This window comes from Gemmatimonas sp. (genome assembly GCF_046594945.1).
Classification (GTDB): Bacteria; Gemmatimonadota; Gemmatimonadetes; order Gemmatimonadales; family Gemmatimonadaceae; genus Gemmatimonas.
This window is the reverse complement of sequence record NZ_JBKJRB010000165.1, coordinates 1-17,765: the sequence shown is the minus strand read 5'-3', so window position 1 is coordinate 17,765 and position 17,765 is coordinate 1. Positions and strand designations below refer to the sequence as shown.

The 17,765-nt window shown below is 64.6% G+C and carries 16 protein-coding genes; 7 read left to right on the top strand and 9 right to left on the bottom strand.

Annotation, left to right across the window (positions count from 1 at the left end; translation table 11 throughout):
• Nucleotides 1-497: 497 nt before the first annotated feature.
• Nucleotides 498-1,151, top strand: coding sequence for a DUF1990 family protein (locus ACLL97_RS19715; protein WP_411282192.1), 654 nt, complete (start codon nt 498-500; stop codon nt 1,149-1,151).
• Nucleotides 1,148-1,810 (top strand): DUF1990 family protein, encoded by a 663-nt coding sequence (locus ACLL97_RS19710; protein WP_411282191.1) that lies wholly within the window; start codon nt 1,148-1,150, stop codon nt 1,808-1,810. The genes ACLL97_RS19715 and ACLL97_RS19710 overlap by 4 nt, the downstream gene beginning before the upstream one ends.
• A 58-nt stretch (nt 1,811-1,868) precedes the next feature.
• On the opposite strand, the gene ACLL97_RS19705 is transcribed toward ACLL97_RS19710, so the two are convergent.
• A complete protein-coding gene (locus tag ACLL97_RS19705; RefSeq protein WP_411282190.1) occupies nt 1,869-1,997 on the bottom strand; it encodes a hypothetical protein in 129 nt (42 codons plus the stop codon).
• 100 nt (nt 1,998-2,097) lie between these two features.
• Nucleotides 2,098-2,511, bottom strand: a complete 414-nt coding sequence (locus tag ACLL97_RS19700; protein WP_411282189.1) for a hypothetical protein — start codon at nt 2,509-2,511, stop codon at nt 2,098-2,100.
• Nucleotides 2,512-2,577: 66 nt separating this feature from the next.
• Here ACLL97_RS19700 and ACLL97_RS19695 point away from each other — a divergent pair, with 66 nt between their 5' ends.
• Both ACLL97_RS19695 and ACLL97_RS19690 read left to right on the top strand, forming a co-directional pair.
• Complete coding sequence (locus tag ACLL97_RS19695; protein WP_411282188.1) at nt 2,578-3,609, top strand: NADP-dependent oxidoreductase; 1,032 nt, start codon at nt 2,578-2,580, stop codon at nt 3,607-3,609.
• Between the two features lie 26 nt (nt 3,610-3,635).
• The gene (locus tag ACLL97_RS19690; protein WP_411282187.1) at nt 3,636-4,319 is read left to right on the top strand and encodes a type 1 glutamine amidotransferase domain-containing protein; all 684 of its coding nucleotides are present in this window, start codon (nt 3,636-3,638) and stop codon (nt 4,317-4,319) included.
• Here the strand turns inward: ACLL97_RS19690 and ACLL97_RS19685 are convergent.
• Entirely contained in the window at nt 4,316-4,621 is a 306-nt protein-coding gene (locus ACLL97_RS19685; RefSeq protein ID WP_411282186.1) for a helix-turn-helix domain-containing protein, read from the bottom strand. The genes ACLL97_RS19690 and ACLL97_RS19685 overlap by 4 nt on opposite strands.
• Between ACLL97_RS19685 and ACLL97_RS19680 the strand changes: the two genes are divergently transcribed.
• The 3 genes from ACLL97_RS19680 to ACLL97_RS19670 all read left to right on the top strand — a co-directional run bounded on the left by ACLL97_RS19680 (nt 4,620) and on the right by ACLL97_RS19670 (nt 6,036).
• Complete coding sequence (locus tag ACLL97_RS19680) at nt 4,620-4,892, top strand: hypothetical protein (RefSeq protein WP_411282185.1); 273 nt, start codon at nt 4,620-4,622, stop codon at nt 4,890-4,892. The genes ACLL97_RS19685 and ACLL97_RS19680 overlap by 2 nt on opposite strands.
• Nucleotides 4,893-5,259: 367 nt before the next feature.
• Nucleotides 5,260-5,421 carry a hypothetical protein gene (locus tag ACLL97_RS19675; RefSeq protein ID WP_411282184.1) on the top strand — a complete coding sequence of 54 codons (162 nt, stop codon included), beginning with the start codon at nt 5,260-5,262 and terminating at the stop codon, nt 5,419-5,421.
• A 363-nt stretch (nt 5,422-5,784) separates the two neighbouring features.
• Entirely contained in the window at nt 5,785-6,036 is a 252-nt protein-coding gene (locus ACLL97_RS19670; protein WP_411282183.1) for a hypothetical protein, read from the top strand.
• Here ACLL97_RS19670 and ACLL97_RS19665 read toward each other — a convergent pair.
• From ACLL97_RS19665 to ACLL97_RS19640, 6 genes are all read right to left on the bottom strand, one after another.
• Nucleotides 6,033-7,148 carry a Rieske 2Fe-2S domain-containing protein gene (locus ACLL97_RS19665; RefSeq protein ID WP_411282182.1) on the bottom strand — a complete coding sequence of 372 codons (1,116 nt, stop codon included), beginning with the start codon at nt 7,146-7,148 and terminating at the stop codon, nt 6,033-6,035. The genes ACLL97_RS19670 and ACLL97_RS19665 overlap by 4 nt on opposite strands.
• Nucleotides 7,149-7,291: 143 nt before the next feature.
• Entirely contained in the window at nt 7,292-7,693 is a 402-nt protein-coding gene (locus ACLL97_RS19660) for a hypothetical protein (RefSeq protein ID WP_411282181.1), read from the bottom strand.
• Nucleotides 7,694-7,805: 112 nt separating this feature from the next.
• Entirely contained in the window at nt 7,806-9,452 is a 1,647-nt protein-coding gene (locus ACLL97_RS19655) for an amidohydrolase (RefSeq protein ID WP_411282180.1), read from the bottom strand.
• Nucleotides 9,453-9,525: 73 nt separating this feature from the next.
• Entirely contained in the window at nt 9,526-12,225 is a 2,700-nt protein-coding gene (locus tag ACLL97_RS19650; protein WP_411282179.1) for a protein kinase domain-containing protein, read from the bottom strand.
• A 23-nt stretch (nt 12,226-12,248) separates the two neighbouring features.
• Nucleotides 12,249-14,894 carry a protein kinase domain-containing protein gene (locus ACLL97_RS19645; RefSeq protein ID WP_411282178.1) on the bottom strand — a complete coding sequence of 882 codons (2,646 nt, stop codon included), beginning with the start codon at nt 14,892-14,894 and terminating at the stop codon, nt 12,249-12,251.
• On the bottom strand, nt 14,891-17,548 hold the full coding sequence (locus ACLL97_RS19640; protein ID WP_411282177.1) for a protein kinase domain-containing protein: 2,658 nt from the start codon (nt 17,546-17,548) through the stop codon (nt 14,891-14,893). The genes ACLL97_RS19645 and ACLL97_RS19640 overlap by 4 nt, the downstream gene beginning before the upstream one ends.
• Between the last annotated feature and the right edge of the window lie 217 nt (nt 17,549-17,765).

The following is a 17,765-nucleotide window of genomic DNA, read 5'->3' as shown; positions in this document are numbered from 1 at the left end:
GCACCATGCGGAATCCCCCATGCCGTTCTCGATCCACTCCAGCTCCTGACCCGGCGTCACCGACAGTCGACGCGCCACCTCAGCGGGGAGCGTCGTGACGACCGATGCGCCCTGCGAGTGGATTTTGCTGTCGAGAATGGCCATCGCGACCTCAGGGACACCAGGCGAACGACAGTACAAGGGATATATGTCACTAACGTCACCGTTCACGTCGTTCTTTGACGATGTTCGCGCCCCGTGCCCGACGCGCAACGTGTTCATCCTCGCCGTGAGCCTCATCTCAAAACGCTCCGGAGACAAGCGTTGCATAGTCCAGCACGCTTGGGGGGTGTAGGTGATTGGCCTTCGATGCGTCGTCTGTACACTTTTGATAGCCCCGACATTGCAAGCGCCGCGGCACGATCGCCTTGATCATCGGCCCGAAAGCCAAACAGACAGACACTATGAAGCAGCGTAACAGCTCGATAAACGTTGTTCTGGTCGCGACAGGCCTTGTCGTGGCGACCGCGATTGCGCTGTACGCATCACGGCTGTGGTTGGCGCCGCGCCGAGAGCGGCGATCGCAGCGCCCACACGCCAACGGGGGCGTGCCGGAAGCGCCACCCGACCAGGGATCCGATCTCCAAGACGAACACTCGGGAGTCGGAGAGCTGACGCACCGTCGCTACAGCATCGAGGTTCCGCGCGCCGCGTTCACGCGCCAGTCCATGTGCCGCGCGATCGAAGCCCGCCTGTCTGAGCTGTCGCCGTCCGGTCTCGCTGACTTTCAAAAGTCGGCTGGAGACGATCTCGGCATGAGCGTGGGAGACGAATACGACGTCACGATGCTCGGCCCGTGGAACGGGCGGGTTCGTGTCGCCGAGGTCGAGGACAGCAGTTTCACGCTGGTCACTCTCGAAGGACATCCAGAAGCCGGACACATCACGTTCTCGGTGCACGATGTCCCCGACCAATCGGGCATTTTGAAGGTGATGATCGAATCGTGGGCGCGCGCGCGCGATGAAGCGGTGGAGGTGGCGTACGACACGCTCAACCTCGGTCAAAGGGTGCAAACGGAAGTGTGGGTGACGTTCCTTCAGCGGGTGGCGCAGATCGTCGGCTCAGCCGACGTCCCCGAGGTAGAGATACAGACCGAGAAGCTCACAGCGTGACGTCAGCGCAACGGCCAACGGACGCGTCGCTCGATGAACGGTCGCGAGCGAGACTTGCCGAGATCTCGGCACTCGAGTCCACCGTCGACCTTGCCCAGCGCGAGAGCTATGTGGCGGCGTCCGGATGGCACCTCGACGCTCGCGAAATCGCGTTACCAAGCGAAGCACCAGGGGAGCCAGAGCCTCGCGGCACCTTCGTCGTAGCCAGCGAAATTCTGCGCGCGTACGCCTTCACGCCGAAGCGCCTGATCACGGGGGCATTCGACTCCACGGCACCATTACTGGCCCGACCCATGTTGCTGACGGCTCGCTTTCTCTGGGTTCGCTTCGAGCTCGGTGTGCGCGTCAGCCGCGTAATCGATGAGCAGCGAGTCACCGATGGCGTCGGCGAACAGGTGTGGGGATACAGCTACCATACACTTTCTGGTCACGTGGAACGCGGCGAGATCACCTTCGAGATCATCAAGGTGCGCGATACCGGTGCGATACGGTTTCGCATTCATTCGTTCTCCCAGACGGGCCACATCCCGAACTGGTTCTATCGCTTCGGATTCTGGTTGGTGGGCCGCCGCCTGCAGCGCCGGTTTGCTGTGCAGTCGCTCAGGAACATGCGACGTCTGGTGATAAGCGCGCTCGAGGCGTCTGCTTCGGTGCACTGAGCATCCTTGGCGGTGCTCGCGTGCGCGCGGATTTCTGCCGTGGGCTGGCGTGATGCCGTCAACCGGGTTCCGACGGCTCGAGCGCCGCTTCAATCGGCTGGCCGGTCTTGGTGCTCGCGACCTGTCCGTGCAGCCGGCGCACATGCAGCACGAGGTCAGGTGCGACATGGACGTCGACCCTCCGCATCGCGATGACGACACCGAGGCCGGCTTACCTTGCTCGCCGAGTGCGCTTGGTCCGGTGACGGCACGTCTTCGGAACGCGCGTCGGGTGCAGGCGGTCGTCGTCAATGGGCGCTTATGTAGTCCGGAATCGTGGTCCCCACCGAGTACATCGTGATCACGTCGCCGGAACGGACGAGCACGAGTTCGACGTCGTCGCCGAAGGCCACGTCCTTGGGGAGACGCACCGGCTTCGCTGTTCCCGCTCCGGACGGTCCAGCGGCGCGCGCGGAAGCGGGCGAACCTCCTGGTGCCTGTGCCCCGCTTTCAAGGACGCTCCAACGCCTCACGTCATGAGTGTGGTCGCCGAACGCAACGTGTGCGGCGGCGTCTCCACCGAAGACCCGCGTACGTCCGAACGCGGCGTGGCGCAGATCATGCACGCCACCGCTGCAGGTTGTGGAGTGGAGGAATCGGTCAACGCCGGACGAGAGAAACGGCACGAGCGTCTGCGTCGGCACGCGTGATCGGGTTGGCATTGGGTGGGAGTGGCGTGACATGCGCCGCGTGAACACTGGTCGTTGAACCTGAAACGGAATTGATCCATGTCACAATCCAGCACCAAGAACCGCAAGTTCGTTCTGGCCGAACGCCCCACGGGTGAACCTGACGACCACACGCTGCGCCTGACGACGGAGGATGTGCCGACCCCCAGCAAATCACAAATGCTGCTGCGCAACGAGTACCTGTCGCTCGATCCGTATATGCGGGGCCGGATGAGCGACGCACCGTCCTACGCCGAACCGGTCAAGATCGGCGACGTCATGGTCGGCGGCACCGTCGCGCAAATCATCACGTCTGACATCGACGGGTTCGCCGAAGGCGATTGGGTTGTGGCTTTCGGTGGCTGGCAGGACTACGCACTGTCTAACGGCACCGGCGTGATCAAGATGGGCCCGCGCCCAACGCACCCATCGTGGGCGCTTGGTGTGTTGGGGATGCCGGGCCTAACCGCCTGGTCGGGACTCACGCAGATCGGTCAACCCAAGGCCGGCGAAACCCTCGTGGTTGCCGGGGCCAGTGGTCCAGTCGGAGCGACAGTCGGACAGATCGGAAAGATCCTCGGCTGTCACGTGATCGGCATCGCTGGTGGGGCCGAGAAATGCGCCCATGTCGTGGACACGTTGGGCTTTGATGCCTGCATCGACTACAAGGCCCACAATTTTCCCGGTACGCTCGACCGTGCCGTTCCGGACGGTATCGATATCTACTTCGAGAACGTCGGCGGTGCGGTGTTCGATGCCGTGCTCCCGTTGCTGAACCCGTCGGCGCGTATCCCGGTGTGCGGCCTGATCTCGCAGTACAACGCCACGTCATTGCCCGATGGACCCGACCGGATGAACTACCTGATGGGCCAGATCCTGCGAAAGCGAATGACCATGCGGGGCTTCATCGTCTTCGACGATTTCGGCCATTTCTATCCGGAGTTCACCAAGCAGATGGGCGATTGGATAGCGCAGGGGCGAATCAAATATCAGGAGGAAGTGATCGTTGGGCTGGAACGAGCACCCGAAGCATTCGTTGGCCTGCTGCGAGGCGAAGCCTTCGGCAAGCGTGTCATCAAGTTGACAGACTAACACACAACATCAAAGGCGGTATACCGATGAAGATTCTCATGGTGCTCACCTCGCACGACCAACTCGGCAACACTGGCAAAAAGACCGGGTTCTGGCTCGAGGAATTCGCCGCGCCGTACTACGTCTTCAAGGACGCTGGCGCAGATATCACGCTAGCCTCGCCCAAGGGTGGCCAGCCACCGCTCGATCCATCGAGCGACACAGCGGACGCGCAAACTGCGGATACCACGCGATTCAAGGGCGATGAGGTCGCCCAGAAGGCGTTGGCGCACACGGCTGTGCTTTCCACGGTCTCCGCCGATGGCTTCGACGCGGTGTTCTACCCCGGCGGCCACGGCCCGCTTTGGGATCTCGCCGAGGACATCAACAGCAGGGAACTCATCGAGGCATTCGCCGCAAGCGACCGTCCCATTGGCGCAGTCTGCCACGCGCCGGCGGTGTTCAAGCACACCAAGGGCACTGACGGCAAGCCTCTCGTGTTCGGGCGGGACGTGACTGGCTTTACCAATACAGAGGAGGCGGCCGCGGGCCTGACAGACGTCGTTCCGTTCTTGGTGGAAGACATGCTGAACGCCAATGGCGGCCACTACCACAAGGGAGACGATTGGGCCGTCTTCGTTGTGACCGATGGCAAGTTGGTGACGGGCCAAAATCCGGCGTCGTCCGCCGACGCTGCGCGCAAGCTGCTGGCGTTGCTGACGAAGGGCTAGAGGAGAAAGTCGGTGTTCAGCGCTGAGTGGATCGTTCTCGTCGCACTTGCTCGTTCGACGACTCGCAGCAGGCGCGAGCCAACGACTTTGCGCGCGACTGCCGGCGTCACCCCCGTCCACTTCGTGAACGCACGATGGAAAGCGGCGGCCTCCGAGAATTCCCGCAGAAACGACACCTGGCTCACGGAGTTGGCTTCATCCGCGAGGTATCGACGCGCCAATTCACTGCGCACTTCATCGAGCACTGGCTGATACGGGCAATCCTCGGCGTGCAACGCCCGTTGCAGATTGCGTGCACTCATGGCCAGCTCGGATGCCACTTCACCCAACCGAGGGCACTCGTCCCTTCAGTCGCGTGGTGAGGGCACGCGACTGACCATAGACCGTGCGGACTCGAGCCCGGCTAGCAACGCGTCGGCGTGCGGCTCGAACACGGTGAAGCGGGCGGAGTTCGCCGACGGCAACGGGCGCGCGAGGTCGGCGCGCGTGAGGATGCTCGGTCGCTACGTCGGCGAATGTTTCAGCGAGCTGCTGCTGAACCTCGTGTTCGTGCGCTTCAGCGCCGTAGCGTGATCGGATCGGCGACTGCCTCGTTGGGTTCGTGGCTTTGGTGTCACATCCGGTGTGATGTGATCGGACTCGTCGCGATGTGGCGCAACGTGACGCCGGCAGTGTCGGTCGTGGCCGACGTGAACAACGCGATTCTGCCGCGGTAGCTGATCGTCTGGCGCATTGCGCTGCACCGCGTGGGCCGATTGCTCTCCCCCGGTGCCAGTCTTCATCTCGCGTGAAGGGCTCGCGCACGACTGCTGGCTTTCTCCCACTGACATTGTTGGCCTTCCTGTTTCTCTTCACGAAGTTTGTCGGCGAACGGTCATCGTCGACCGTCTTCATTCGCAAGACAATGACCGCTGTGCCTCTACTTTGGTTTTCCACAGACATGCTGGAAACTTCAATTGTGTTTACGCTCCTGTCGAACGGTGTCACGTCGCGGCAGGGTAAGGCCATACCGCGCGCGAAGGAAGCGCTCGTACCGTCGGTGGCGCCCAGTCGACAGCGGAAGCACAACGCGGTGGTTCTCACCAACAACCCGGCACGCTAGCGACCCTGCATCGCACGCCGGATCGTTGGTGCGAGCAGACTCCAGCGTGTTGTCTGCTCGCACGGGGACCACGCATACCTATCATCTGCGGCATGTCCCGTTCGCCAGTGGCGACCGCGCTTCCCCGGCATCGCCCTTGCGGGACGTCCATAAATACGTTGGCGTTCGATTGCCGCCCGGCATGAACGTTTTCGGGATGTCACGGTACGGAACCGCACACTAGACGAACGCCGCGCGCATCGTGATGCCTGACAACGTGACGGGGCCTGCCCGCTCCCGATGAGGTTCGCCTGACACCACGCTCGGGTGGGATAGCGCATCGACGCGCTGGTCTCGCATCCCGCAGCAGGCGAGCAGGGGTCGGTGGCGGTGGGCCTCGTGAGCGGTGACACGCACTACGACGAGCCGCACCTGTACCTGAACGCACACCCGCAGCCGCGCGCCGAACAGCTCACAGCAACGCTCGCGGGCGGCGGCCACTGGCACACCCGCGAGTGGATCGGCGCGGTGTTGCCGGGCTCGCGCGTGCAGGGGGACGCCACCGCGCAGGCGGCGCCGGTATACGCCTTTCTCGCATCGGGCCTCGCGGCCTGCCGAGCCTTGGTGGGCGGCTAGGGCTTCGCTGGTCCAGCGTCATCGCCGATCTCTTCGAGCACGAGACGGTGGGCCTTCCGACCGCCGCGTTCCATCGCGTGGGGCGAGTGCTCGTGGTCAAGCAACAGCTGCGCGTGGTCCACTGCTCGCGCCATGAGCGCACGAGCGCCGTCGCGCAGCTCCTTGCTGTGCTTCACGATCTCGATGTTGTTCTCCATGTCTTCGGCCGTCCACCCGCGCGAGTGGGCGATGTACGGAAACTGGGGAAAGTGGCAACCGATCTCGCCGAAGAAACCGAGCAGCTGGCCTGCGACGCCCTGCACGTTGTCCTGCCCGCCGGTGATGATGAAGGCAGCCACCTTGTTCCGCAGCAACACGCGATTGGCGATCGTCGTCTGGTTCTGGACGCAATTCATGCGCTCCACCATCCGATAGTACAGCGATCCGGCGGCTCCCCAACGGATGGGCGTCGCGACGATGATGACGTCGGCCCAGTGCACCATGGCCTCGTACACGCGGTCCATCTGGTCGGTGGGGTCCATCTGTGTGATGGAGCACGGCCAAGTGCAGGCGTGGGCACTCTTCGAGTAGTAGCCCTCGCACGGGCGGAACTTGAGCTCCGCGAGGCGAATCGTCTTTGCCTCGGCGCCCAACTGCGCGGCCTCGGCCATGGCGATCTCCAGCAGGGCATCACTCGTGGAATAGCGTGGGTACGCCACGTCCATGTTGGTGGTGGAGATGCCGACGACGCGGACCGGCCCCGGCGCGCGCTCGACGGCACGCGCGAGTGGGTGCGTCGGATGGTCCCCGCGCGATCGCTTGGTCACGGGCTCCGCAGAGGCCTGCAGGCGCCCTCCCTCGACGCGCACGTCGTAGCGCGGAACCGCGTCCTGCTCATAGCCCGGCTCGCCCTGACCGGTACGGCAGTGATACTTCCAGTGGTGCCATGGGCAGACGACGTACTCGCCGTCGAGGCGGCCATCGGCCAGTGGGCCGCCGGCATGGTTGCACACACCGTTCAGGACGCCGAACTGCCCGCCCTGGTGAGTCACGACGACCTTGAGCCGCCCGATCATCGCGGACGTGAGCGGCGCGTGGGTGAACTCCTCAACGGGGCCGAGGTCGTGCCACATGGGATCCGTCCGTGCAAGGGGAACGCTCGCGTCGCAGACGTCCATATTGGCACGCGGCCCGGGCGTTGTCACGCCTTGCGCCGATCGCGGCGATTGCTTCGAACGGTGGGTAGACACCCGTACTCAAGTCGCGCTGCGACAACTCACGCCATGTCGTCTATCCTTCGGCGGCTGCGCTGACCGACGACACCAGCGTGTTGCGCCACCGAGTTTGCCTCCAGCGCCGACTTCACAGTGATGCCGGACGTCGGATCGTAGTCCAGCTCGATCAGGCGCCTGCTTTTCACGCCGACCGACGCGAGCTTCGGCATGTAACGAAACGTCCCCTGCGCCTCAACGATCGTACCGAATGCGAGGCCGTCGCATGCGCGACGGAGCGCGCCTCGTGCGGCGACCGTGTCGTCAAAGCATCGGGTGTCCATGCGGTCCACCGGGAAGAAGAGCATCTGGGTCACGTCGGGCATGCCGACGACGTTGGCCGGCACGATCAGCTCTGCCGCGATCGCCGCGTCGCCAAGCACCGAGATCTTCGCCGCCGGCGACACGATCAGAGACTCGAAGAAATCCGCCCCATCCGCACGCCCTCATTTTACGTCTGGGCCGGTACTACTGATCCCACCGCCTCGATGGTCGTGCCCGTCTCTCCTCCGAGGTGGTTTACGGCGTCTTCGGCGCGAGGGTGGGATACGCGATCCCGAGCTGCTTGAGATAGCTGTCGAAGCGCTTGGGGTCATAGTAGAAAGGGCGCATCTGGTCGCGGTAACGCGCCATTTTCTCGGCGTTGAGCCAGATTGCCGGCATGTCGGTGGGCGCCATGAGCGGGGCGTACTTCACGGTCTTCGTTTGCACGTCGGTGAAGTATCGCTTGGCTTCCACCACCAGCGTGGGTTGGATCATGAGATCAAGCAGCGTCATCGCCTGCACCTTGGCGCCGGCCACCACGCCCTTGTGCGCAATGGGCGTCGCCATCGCGATGCCGTCTGCCCAGTTGTGCCCGGGTGTCCCAGGAATGTTGGCGGGATAGTAGAGCGTCACCGATGGCACCGTCCACGTCACGTCGCCGATGTCATCGCTGCCGGTGCCACTCGAGGCCTTGGCCGCTTCGTCCGGTGTACGCAGCGGCGGCACCGTGGTGCGCAAGCCGCTATCGGGCCAACTCAGCATCTTCTGCACGGCTTTCGCCATCGTCTGGTCATTGGCGTCCCACTTGGGCGTGCCCACCTGCCGCGCATTGGCGTGCATCGCTTCGGCAATCGGCTTGTTGAAGTGTGGGCGCCACGCGGAGCCGATCACCTGCACCGAATCGAGTTCGGTAAACGTGGCCTGCGCTGCCGCGCGCGCGATCTGCTTCGCGTCGCCGAACATCTTCGTCACACGCTCGGCGTCGCGTTCTCGGAAGAAGAACCAGATGGCGGCCGTTGCCGGCACCACGTTGGGCTGATCGCCACCGTCGGTGATCACGTAATGCGAACGCTGGCTGAGCTCCATGTGCTCGCGGTGATACTCCCACGAGTTGGCCATGGCCATCACGGCATCGAGGGCGCTCCGGCCACGCCACGGAGCTCCGGCGGCGTGCGCGCTCGACCCTTTGAACTTGAACTGCGCGGAGATGAGACTGAGCAACGGCTCGTCGCCCCATGAGATGCCAAACTCGTCGCTCACATGCGCAAACAGATTGGCGTCCACGTCGTTGAATACGCCGGCGCGCACCAGATACGCCTTGCTCGCCAGCTGTTCTTCGGCGACGCCCGGCCACAACACGATGGTGCCCGACATCTTCTCGCGCGTCATGATGTCCTTCACCGCCAGTGCGGCGAGGATGTTGAGCGGCACACCACTGTTATGTCCTTCACCATGACCGGGTGATCCGGGCACAATCCAGTCGCGGAACGCCACCGCCGGTTTCTGTCCTGACTGCGGAATGCCATCGATGTCGGAGCCGAGTGCGATGACCGGCTTGCCGCTGCCCCAGCGCGCAACCCACGCCGTGGGTATGCCCGCTACGCCGCGCGTAATGGTGAAGCCGTGTTCCTCGAGCACGCCGGTGAGATACTTCGACGTTTCGACTTCCTGCATACCAAGTTCGCCGAAGGAGAACACTTGATCCGTCATGACCTGTGCGAGCTTCGCATTGGCATCGATGGCTGCCGATAGCTCAGCCTTCAATCGTGCGATGCGGGGATCACCTTTCGCAGACGCGGCGGTGGCTGGCCGCTTCTGCGCCATGGCGCTGTGAGGTGGGCTCGTAACGGCCGCGACCAGCGCAAGTGTGGCGAGGAGACGGATGCGATGTATCGAGAGCATGTGATTGAGGATTGGAGATATCAACGCGAACGGCAGTGGCCGATCGTAGAAAACAGTGCGAGGCGACGTCGCGTCAACTTCTTATCACCACCCGAATCTCCCCCTGCGGCTTCGTGCTCGGCAACAGCTTCACGAGCACGCGTTCGTCATTGGCGATCTTGTAGGCTCGACCAATGAAGTCGGCAAACGAAAATGTCACCCACATCGTCGGCTCACCGAACGTCACGCCGTTTGGTGTGAAGGTGAGCGGTACCTGCATGATCCCGGAGCCCACGCGATAGAACAGCCGACCTCCTTTCGGAGACAAATACGCTTCGTAACCACGGCCTGGTACGCGCACCGGATGACCGTCGAGTGGGAACCGTTCCATGAAAATCGTCGCGTCGGCGCTCTGGTATCGCTCATACGTGACCCAGCGCCCATCCGGTGAGAGCGAGGGGCTCAACAGGCCGCGCAGAGACGGGAGCTCGGTGAACGCGCCGCCGTCGCGGCTGGCATAGAGCCTGGTGTCCATAGCCGCATCGTCGGTGAGGTAGCGGTTGGGGGACCGGTTCCGTGTCACCTGTGCGATCACAAGGCCCACGCGCGGTGCCACGGCGTATCGGTCGAGACCACCGGACATGATCGTATCCGGCCGCGCACGCCCGTCAGTCGTTGCACGGAGCAGTCGCGCTGAGGCGATGCCGTTCGGCGCCACAGACACAAGAATCGAACGGCCATCAGCGAGCCAGCCGGGCTGGCTGATGGCGCCAGCGCCGACGTCAACCAGGGTCCCGGCACCTCGCGCGACATTGGTCCCCGCACCTCGCGCGACATTGAACAGGCGTAGCTCGGTGGCGCCCGCCGCGGAGATGGACTTGGTCAGCAGTGACTGCCCATCGGGCGACAGGTCGAACCCCGAGTAATCGGCCGGTGGCACGGCGAGTGTGTCCACGTCACCCTGATGGTCGAGGAACGCGAGATGACCAATGGCCGCGTCGGCACCGGGCACGAACACCACGGTGCCATCATCTGCTACGTCGAAGTCAGCCGCGCCGAACAAATCGCCGCGAACACCCGTCGTCACCACCATCGGCTCGGACGTCATGCGCGCGCCGTCGACATCAAATTGCGCGGACATCACCGCATCGCGCACATGCCAGTACAGGCGCCCACCGGCAACTTTGGGGGCGTCACCATAAATGCTCGTCGCCGTATCTCCGGCATACGGACGGATCGTTCGGGTCGCGCCGTCGGCGAGCGATACCACCACCAGTGGCCCTCCGCGAACGAGTCCCACCGCGAACTGATCGCCAGCTACTGCGCTTGGAAAGCTCACCGGACCGAACGACCCACCGTCCGCGACCGACGGTCGCGCGAACTTCCCGGTCGTCCCTCCCGACGCGGTCAGCGTGAGCAGCCCCGTTTCCGTAGCGATCAGGATGCCACCATTCCCCACGTAGGACGCCCCATACACGTTTACGAGGCCGCGCGCGAGCACGCGTGTTTCGCGCTTGGCCAGATTCACTTCATGTAATTCCGGGCCGCTGAAGTACGCGAGCCGCGAACCATCGTCGGACAGGAATGGCGCAAACGCCTCCTCGCTGCCCGTGACGGCGGAGATGGCGTACGAATCCATGTCACGCACGTACAGCCGCACGACCGCGCTATTCAGGCCCGCGACCCCAACCCACGCGATCCGGCGTCCATCCGCACTAATCGTGACCGACCCCTGACCGCCCGGCGCTTCAACGCTTCCCTTGAACGCCACCTGCATCGAGTCGGGCAACGCCACGGTGAGGTTGCGCACGAGCTTGCTGACTTCGGGCGTCGTGCGAAACATCGACGTCACTTTCGGCGTGATGAGCGCACCGATGACCAACGTCACAACGCCCACGACAGGTAATGCCCACAACGGTACAGCCCGGAGTCGTGCACTCCTCGTGGCGGATGTGCGAGCAGGCGTCGGCGCGTCGGCGCGAAGTGCAGCGATGAACTCTGCGGCCGTCGAGAAGCGATCGGCCGGCAGTTTCTCCAGTGCGCGCATGACCGCGTGACTCACGCTCTCTGGTACCGCCTTGCGCTGCGCCGACAGGCTGCGCGGCGTTTCGGTGAGCAGTCGCGCGACGATCGCCTGCACCGTTGGCCCGGTGAATGGTGGCTCGCCCACGAGCATCTCGTACGTCACCGCGGCCAGCGCATACAAGTCGCTTCGGGCGTCTATGCTGCGCTCGCCCATCGCCTGTTCGGGACTCATGTACTGCGGTGTACCGAGCGACAATCCGGTTTGCGTCATGCGCGCACCGGCGGCGGTCTGCACCGCGAGCGCGATACCGAAATCGGCCACCAGCGCATGTCCGTCGCGCAGGAGAATATTTTCCGGCTTGATGTCGCGATGAATGACGCCGAGCGCGTGCGCATAGCCAAGCGCGTCGCCCACCTCGCGGGCGATCAGCAGCGCGTCCTCTACTGGCAATTGCTGCTCGCGGTCGAGACGCGCCCGAAGCGTCTCGCCGGTGACGAGCGGCATCACGTAGTACAGCAGTCCGTCGCCCGCATTGCCCGAGTCGAGCAGCGGGAGAATGTGCGGATGTTGCAACTTGGCCGTGGTCTTGATCTCGGCTAAAAATCGCTCGCCGCCGAGCGCGGCACCGAGGTCGGGATGCAGCACCTTGATGGCGACGTCGCGTTCGTGCTTGAGGTCGTGCGCGAGATACACGGTGGCCATGCCGCCCTGCCCAAGTTCACGCTCGACGCGATAGCGGTCGGCGACGGCAGCAGTAAGACGCTGCATCGCGTCGTTCTTCGATGGGCCGCTCATCGGTTCGCCGCATCGACGGCCCGCTTCATGTCGCGTACCCAGTTGGGAATCACGCGCACATAGTAGCCCAGGTTTTCCGACGGCGATTGCACGTACGCGATGCCGCCGCCCGGCATGCGTCCGAGCGACCAACCGGGCGTTTCGGTGAACCGCGAATCGGCGATCAGCAGCTCCGGCTTGCCCACCGGCGAGGTCGTGGACGCTCCGTCGATCATGACGCGCCTCACGGTCAGGATGCCGCGCTCCTGCGCGGTGTACAGCAGTTCCGTGGCGGATCGCCAGAGCGGCTCGTTGCCACTGGCATCGACCAGATAGCGCTTGTCGAGCGCCGGGTACGGCTGCAACAGCAACCCGCGCGTGCCACCGAGCGTGTACGCCACCCACCGCCGATCGGGTGAGATGGCGATGAAATACGCGCCGAGCGACAGGGTATCCACGCGCACGGGGGACACGGTGGGATTCACCAGGAAGTTGTGCTGGTCCTTCCCGTTCACACTGAGCAGCAGCAGATCGTCGGCGAGATACGATGCCTCGCGCGCCTGATACGCACCGGTCACGAGCACACGCGGCGCATCGGGAGAATCGAGCTGCCTCTGGTACACCGTCTCAATCTCTGGATTGGCAAACTCTTGCTTGCGATAGGCAATCTTGCGCCCATCCGGACTCCATCCCGGTGCACCCAGAAAAAACCCCTTCTCCACGACTTCGAAGGCACCGGTCGTCACATCATAAATTCGCATCTCCTGCTGCTGAATTCCCTCCACCACCGTCCCCAATCGCCGACCGTCCGGGCTCGGCGCGAAGCGCAGGTGCGTGGCTGGATCGACGTTCATCGCCACCGTGCCCTCGGCGCGTGACCAACGCACCACGCGACCAACGTCCGCATTGATTCCCGGCAGATAGACGAGCGTGCCGTCGTCAGTCAGATCGTACTGGCCGGTGCCTGAGTACTGCGTGCGCCGCACGCCGGGGACCAGTGCCACCGACTTACCCACCGTGAGTGAGTCGCGGTTGGCGAAACGCGTGGCGCTGAGTGTGCCATCCATCGCCATGTACACGAGGTACGTGCTGTCCACGACCCGAAAGTCGGAACCGAGCATGATCGGTGGCCCCGCGCTTCCGGCAGACGACGTGCGACGTAAGTATCGGCGCACGGTCGGTTGTGACGGGCTCTGAGCGTACGCCGATTTGGACGAGCCGCCGCCGCACAATGCTTCTGTCGCGCTGAGTGCCTGCGCATTGTGGCAGAGCTGCACCGCGTCCGCGCGGCCGGACCCAGTCTCCGGATCGATCCACCGGAGTGTCCGGCCATCCTCGTCTGCGAAGAAGATCTGGCCGTTGGTCAGCCAGCCGCCGCCCGTCGGGTCCTGCACGCGTGCGACGGTTTTGGGTGCGCCGCCGCCCACGCTCACGATGCGCAGTTCGCCCGCAGCGACAAACGCGACGCGCTGGTCATCCGGCGAGAGCCGTGGCATACCGGTAGCCCCGTCAGTGCCGGATATGGCGCGCACTCCACCACCGCGAAGGCTCTGCCACCACAGCTGTGAGCTCTCGCCGACCTTCGCCTCGTAAATGATGAACGACCCGTCGTGTGCCACGGTCATCTTGCGCGTGGTACCTTCCAATCCCATGGGGGCGGTGGGCTCGAGGCCGACGTCCCGCTTTTCGTCGCGCTGTCGAAGCAATGCCCACGCGGCAACGCCGGTCGCTATCAGCGCCGCGCCAGCAAGCGAGGCGGTCAGTGCGCTCCAGCGCTTCCTCTGCCCCGCCGTTTGCGGGCGAGCGCGTGCCGCAGCCGATGTCGGAGCGGCCGGATTCATCAAAGCATCGCCAAACGCCTTTGCACTTTCAAAGCGATCAGCCGGAAGTTTCTCGAGGGCGCGCCGCACGGCGTAGTCTGCACCATCGGGCACCGCCTTCCGCTGCACCGACAGGTGTCGCGGTTCTTCCGTCAGCACGCGGGCGACGATCGCCTGCACACTTGGCCCGGTGAACGGTGCTTCGCCGACGAGCATTTCATACGTGACGGCACCCAACGCGTACACATCACTGCGCGCATCGATGGTACGCTCGCCCATCGCCTGCTCGGGGCTCATGTACTGCGGCGTGCCAAGCGAGAGCCCGGTCTGGGTCATGCGCGCGCCGCCGGCACTCTGCACGGCGAGCGCGATGCCGAAGTCGGCCACGAGCGCGTGCCCGTCCTGCAGCAAGATGTTCTCGGGCTTGATGTCGCGGTGTACGATGCCCTGTGTGTGCGCATGCTGCAGCGCGTCGGCGACTTCACGGGCAAGGCGCAGGGCATCCGCAATCGGCAGCTGCCGCTCGCGCTCGAGGCGCGCGCGCAGTGTTTCGCCGCGCACGAGTGGCATCACGTAGTACAGCAGCGTGTCCGCTTCGCCAGAATCGAGCAGCGGCAGAATGTGCGGGTGCTGCAGCCGCGCGGTCGTGCGGATCTCGGTGAGGAAGCGTTCACCGCCGAGCGCCGCGCCGAGATCGGGGTGTAGCACCTTGATCGCGACATCGCGCTGATGTTTGATGTCGTGCGCGAGGTATACCGTGGCCATGCCACCGGCACCAAGTTCGCGCTCGATGCGGTAGCGGTCGGCAAGGGCGACGGTGAGTCTCTGTTGCGAAGCGCTCATTTGCGCACGCTATCGACGGCGGCCTTCAGGCGCGTCACGAAGTCAGGAATGAAGCGAAGGTATCGCACATCGTTCTGCGCGGGTCCTTGCAGGTAAATAATGCCGCCGTCCCACGACGGGCGATTGGACCAGCCGGGGGTATCCACGAAGCGTGTGTCACGGGCCCACTCAATCGGCGCACCAATCAGCGTGCCGGTGACCGCATCGAAGCGCGCCATGTACCAGATGACACTCGAGCGATAGAGCAGCTCGGTCGATGACAGCCAGAGAGGCTCGACCCCGCCGATTGCGACCTGCTGCTGCTGCGCGCCGGGAGGATACGTACCGGCGAAGAGCTGATTGGATTGCGCCGTGTGCCAGGCGAGTCGCTTGCCATCCGGCGAGCGTGTCATGAAGAACCCATCCTTCGACAGCGTGTCGATGCGAATCGCTCGACCGGACATCCTGATGCGGAATGCCAGCGGGACCTGACTTCCGCGCGCGATGATGGTGGAATCGTCGCTGAAATCGTTCACGTCGAGCGCGTCCTGATCACCCACGCGCCGCATCAAGGTGTCGGGAGCACCGGAGGCGTCGGGCGAACCGATGACCAGCGCTGCCACGCTATCATTTTCCACGCGAACCACGATGCGATCACCGCGCGGGCTCCACAGCGGCATTCGGATGGTGGAGGCGCGGAGCCAGACCTGCTTGAGTCCACTGCGCAGGTCGTAAATGCGCAGCTCGTCTCCTTCGGGTGTGGCTACGACGGCGGCCATGCGCCGTCCGTCGCGGGACAGGTCGAAGCGGAGAAACGCGCCGCGCTCTATCGGAAGCGGAACAGCGTCCGCGCCAGGTCGTCGCACCACCATGGTGGCCAAACGTTCGGCGCCAGCCGGCGCGTAGCCGAGCAGCCCGTTGGCCGCGATATCGAACTGACTCGCGCCAAGCACATTCCGCCTGATGCCGCTCACGAGAGAAACCGCGCGCCCCAGCGTGTGCGTACGGCTGTCGTACCATGCACCTCGGAGTGTGCCATCGAGTGAGAGGAAGGTCATGTACGTCTCATCGATGAGCCGGAATGTCGATCCGCTCACGGCTCGACCCGCCTTCCCGTCTTCGCCTTCCGTGCGCAGCGGCCACATTTCGCCCGTCTCCGGATCGAAAGCCTGCGCCGACTCATTGAAGCTGCAGAGCAGCTTGCGTTCAGCCGCCATCCACTGGCCAAAGACGCAGCGGGTACCGCTCGGCAGATCCTGGACTACTCCATCCTCGGCGTCAATCCAGGCCATCCGGAAGCCGTCATTGCGCAGAACCAGGAGCCTGGTGGCGGTTACCCATTCCAGCGTGACGGGGGGATCGCCTTCCATAAGTCGGCGAGCTTCGCCGCCACCAATCGGAACCAGCAGCGTGCGCGTGCCAGCGACGAACGCGACTCGCTGCCCATCAGGCGAGATGCGCGGCGTGCTTCCTCCTTGCGTGCCGGCGATTGGCACCGCCGAGGCGTCGATCAGGCTCCGTCGCCAGAGCATGGTGGAATCGCCGCGCAGCACCGGATACACCACGAAGTCACCGCGTGGTGATACCGAAAGATGCCGGCTGGCCGCGCCGAAGCCGGTCGCTCCAATCCCGGCAACGGGTGACATGGGGGCACTGTCTGGGAGCGCGGCATCAAACATGTTGGTGGCGGCGGCGACGGGCGCGCGGATCAGCGCCCAGCCTGCAACGGCGAGCGATGCGACCGTGGTGACTGCGAGTGCCCCAACGAGCCACGGCTTCCGCCTGCGGCGCGAGTCCGCACCTCCCTCGCGTGTGCTTGCGGCATCTGTCTCCGGGCGTTGCGGGCTGGCCGTGAGCGCGGCCACGAACTCACTCGTGCTGGCGAAGCGGTCGGCGGGCAGCTTGGCGAGGGCGCGCAGCACCGCCGCTTCGACGGCAAGCGGCACGGTGTCGCGCACAGTACGGATCGAGGGCGGCTTCTCGGTGAGCACGCGAGCCACGATCGCCTGCACGCTCGAGCCGGTGAAGGGCGCGTCGCCGGTCAGCATCTCGTAGGTGACCGCACCGAGCGCGTAGATGTCGCTGCGCGCGTCGATGGTGCGCTCGCCCATGGCCTGCTCGGGGCTCATGTACTGCGGCGTGCCGAGACTCAAGCCGGTTTGCGTCATGCGCGCGCCGCCGGCGCTCTGCACCGCGAGTGCGATGCCGAAGTCGGCCACCAGTGCGTGGCCGTCCTGCAGCAGAATGTTCTCAGGCTTGATGTCGCGGTGGATGATGCCCAGCGCATGCGCGTGCTGGAGCGCGTCGGCGACCTCGCGCGCGATGCGCAGCGCATCGGCGATCGGCAGCTGCCGTTCGCGCTCCAGGCGCGCGCGCAGCGTTTCGCCGCGCACGAGCGGCATCACGTAATACAGCAGGGTATCCGCTTCGCCGCTGTCGAGCAGCGGCAAAATGTGCGGATGCTGCAGGCGCGCCGTCGTGCGGATCTCGGTGAGGAACCGCTCACCGCCGAGTGCCGCGCCGAGGTCGGGATGCAGCACCTTGATCGCGACGTCGCGGTCGTGCTTGAGGTCGTGCGCGAGGTACACCGTGGCCATGCCGCCGGCACCGAGTTCGCGGTCGACGCGGTAGCGATCGGCGAGGGCGGTGGTGAGGCGATCGATCGGATTGTTCATCCGAGGAGCGTCCGCTCACGGTCGCCGCCGCGATGGGAGCTCGACCCGGCAGCAGGGGAGCGGTGAGTCAACGCTTGTAGCCGATATCGGCAAGCTGGACGCGTACCCCGTCCGGATCCTGCACATACACCTGATCGTCGTTCTCGAGCGACGGACGATGCTCCGGCATCGCCGCCATGAGCACGGCGAGCGTTCGCTTTGCGTCGTACGACTTCAC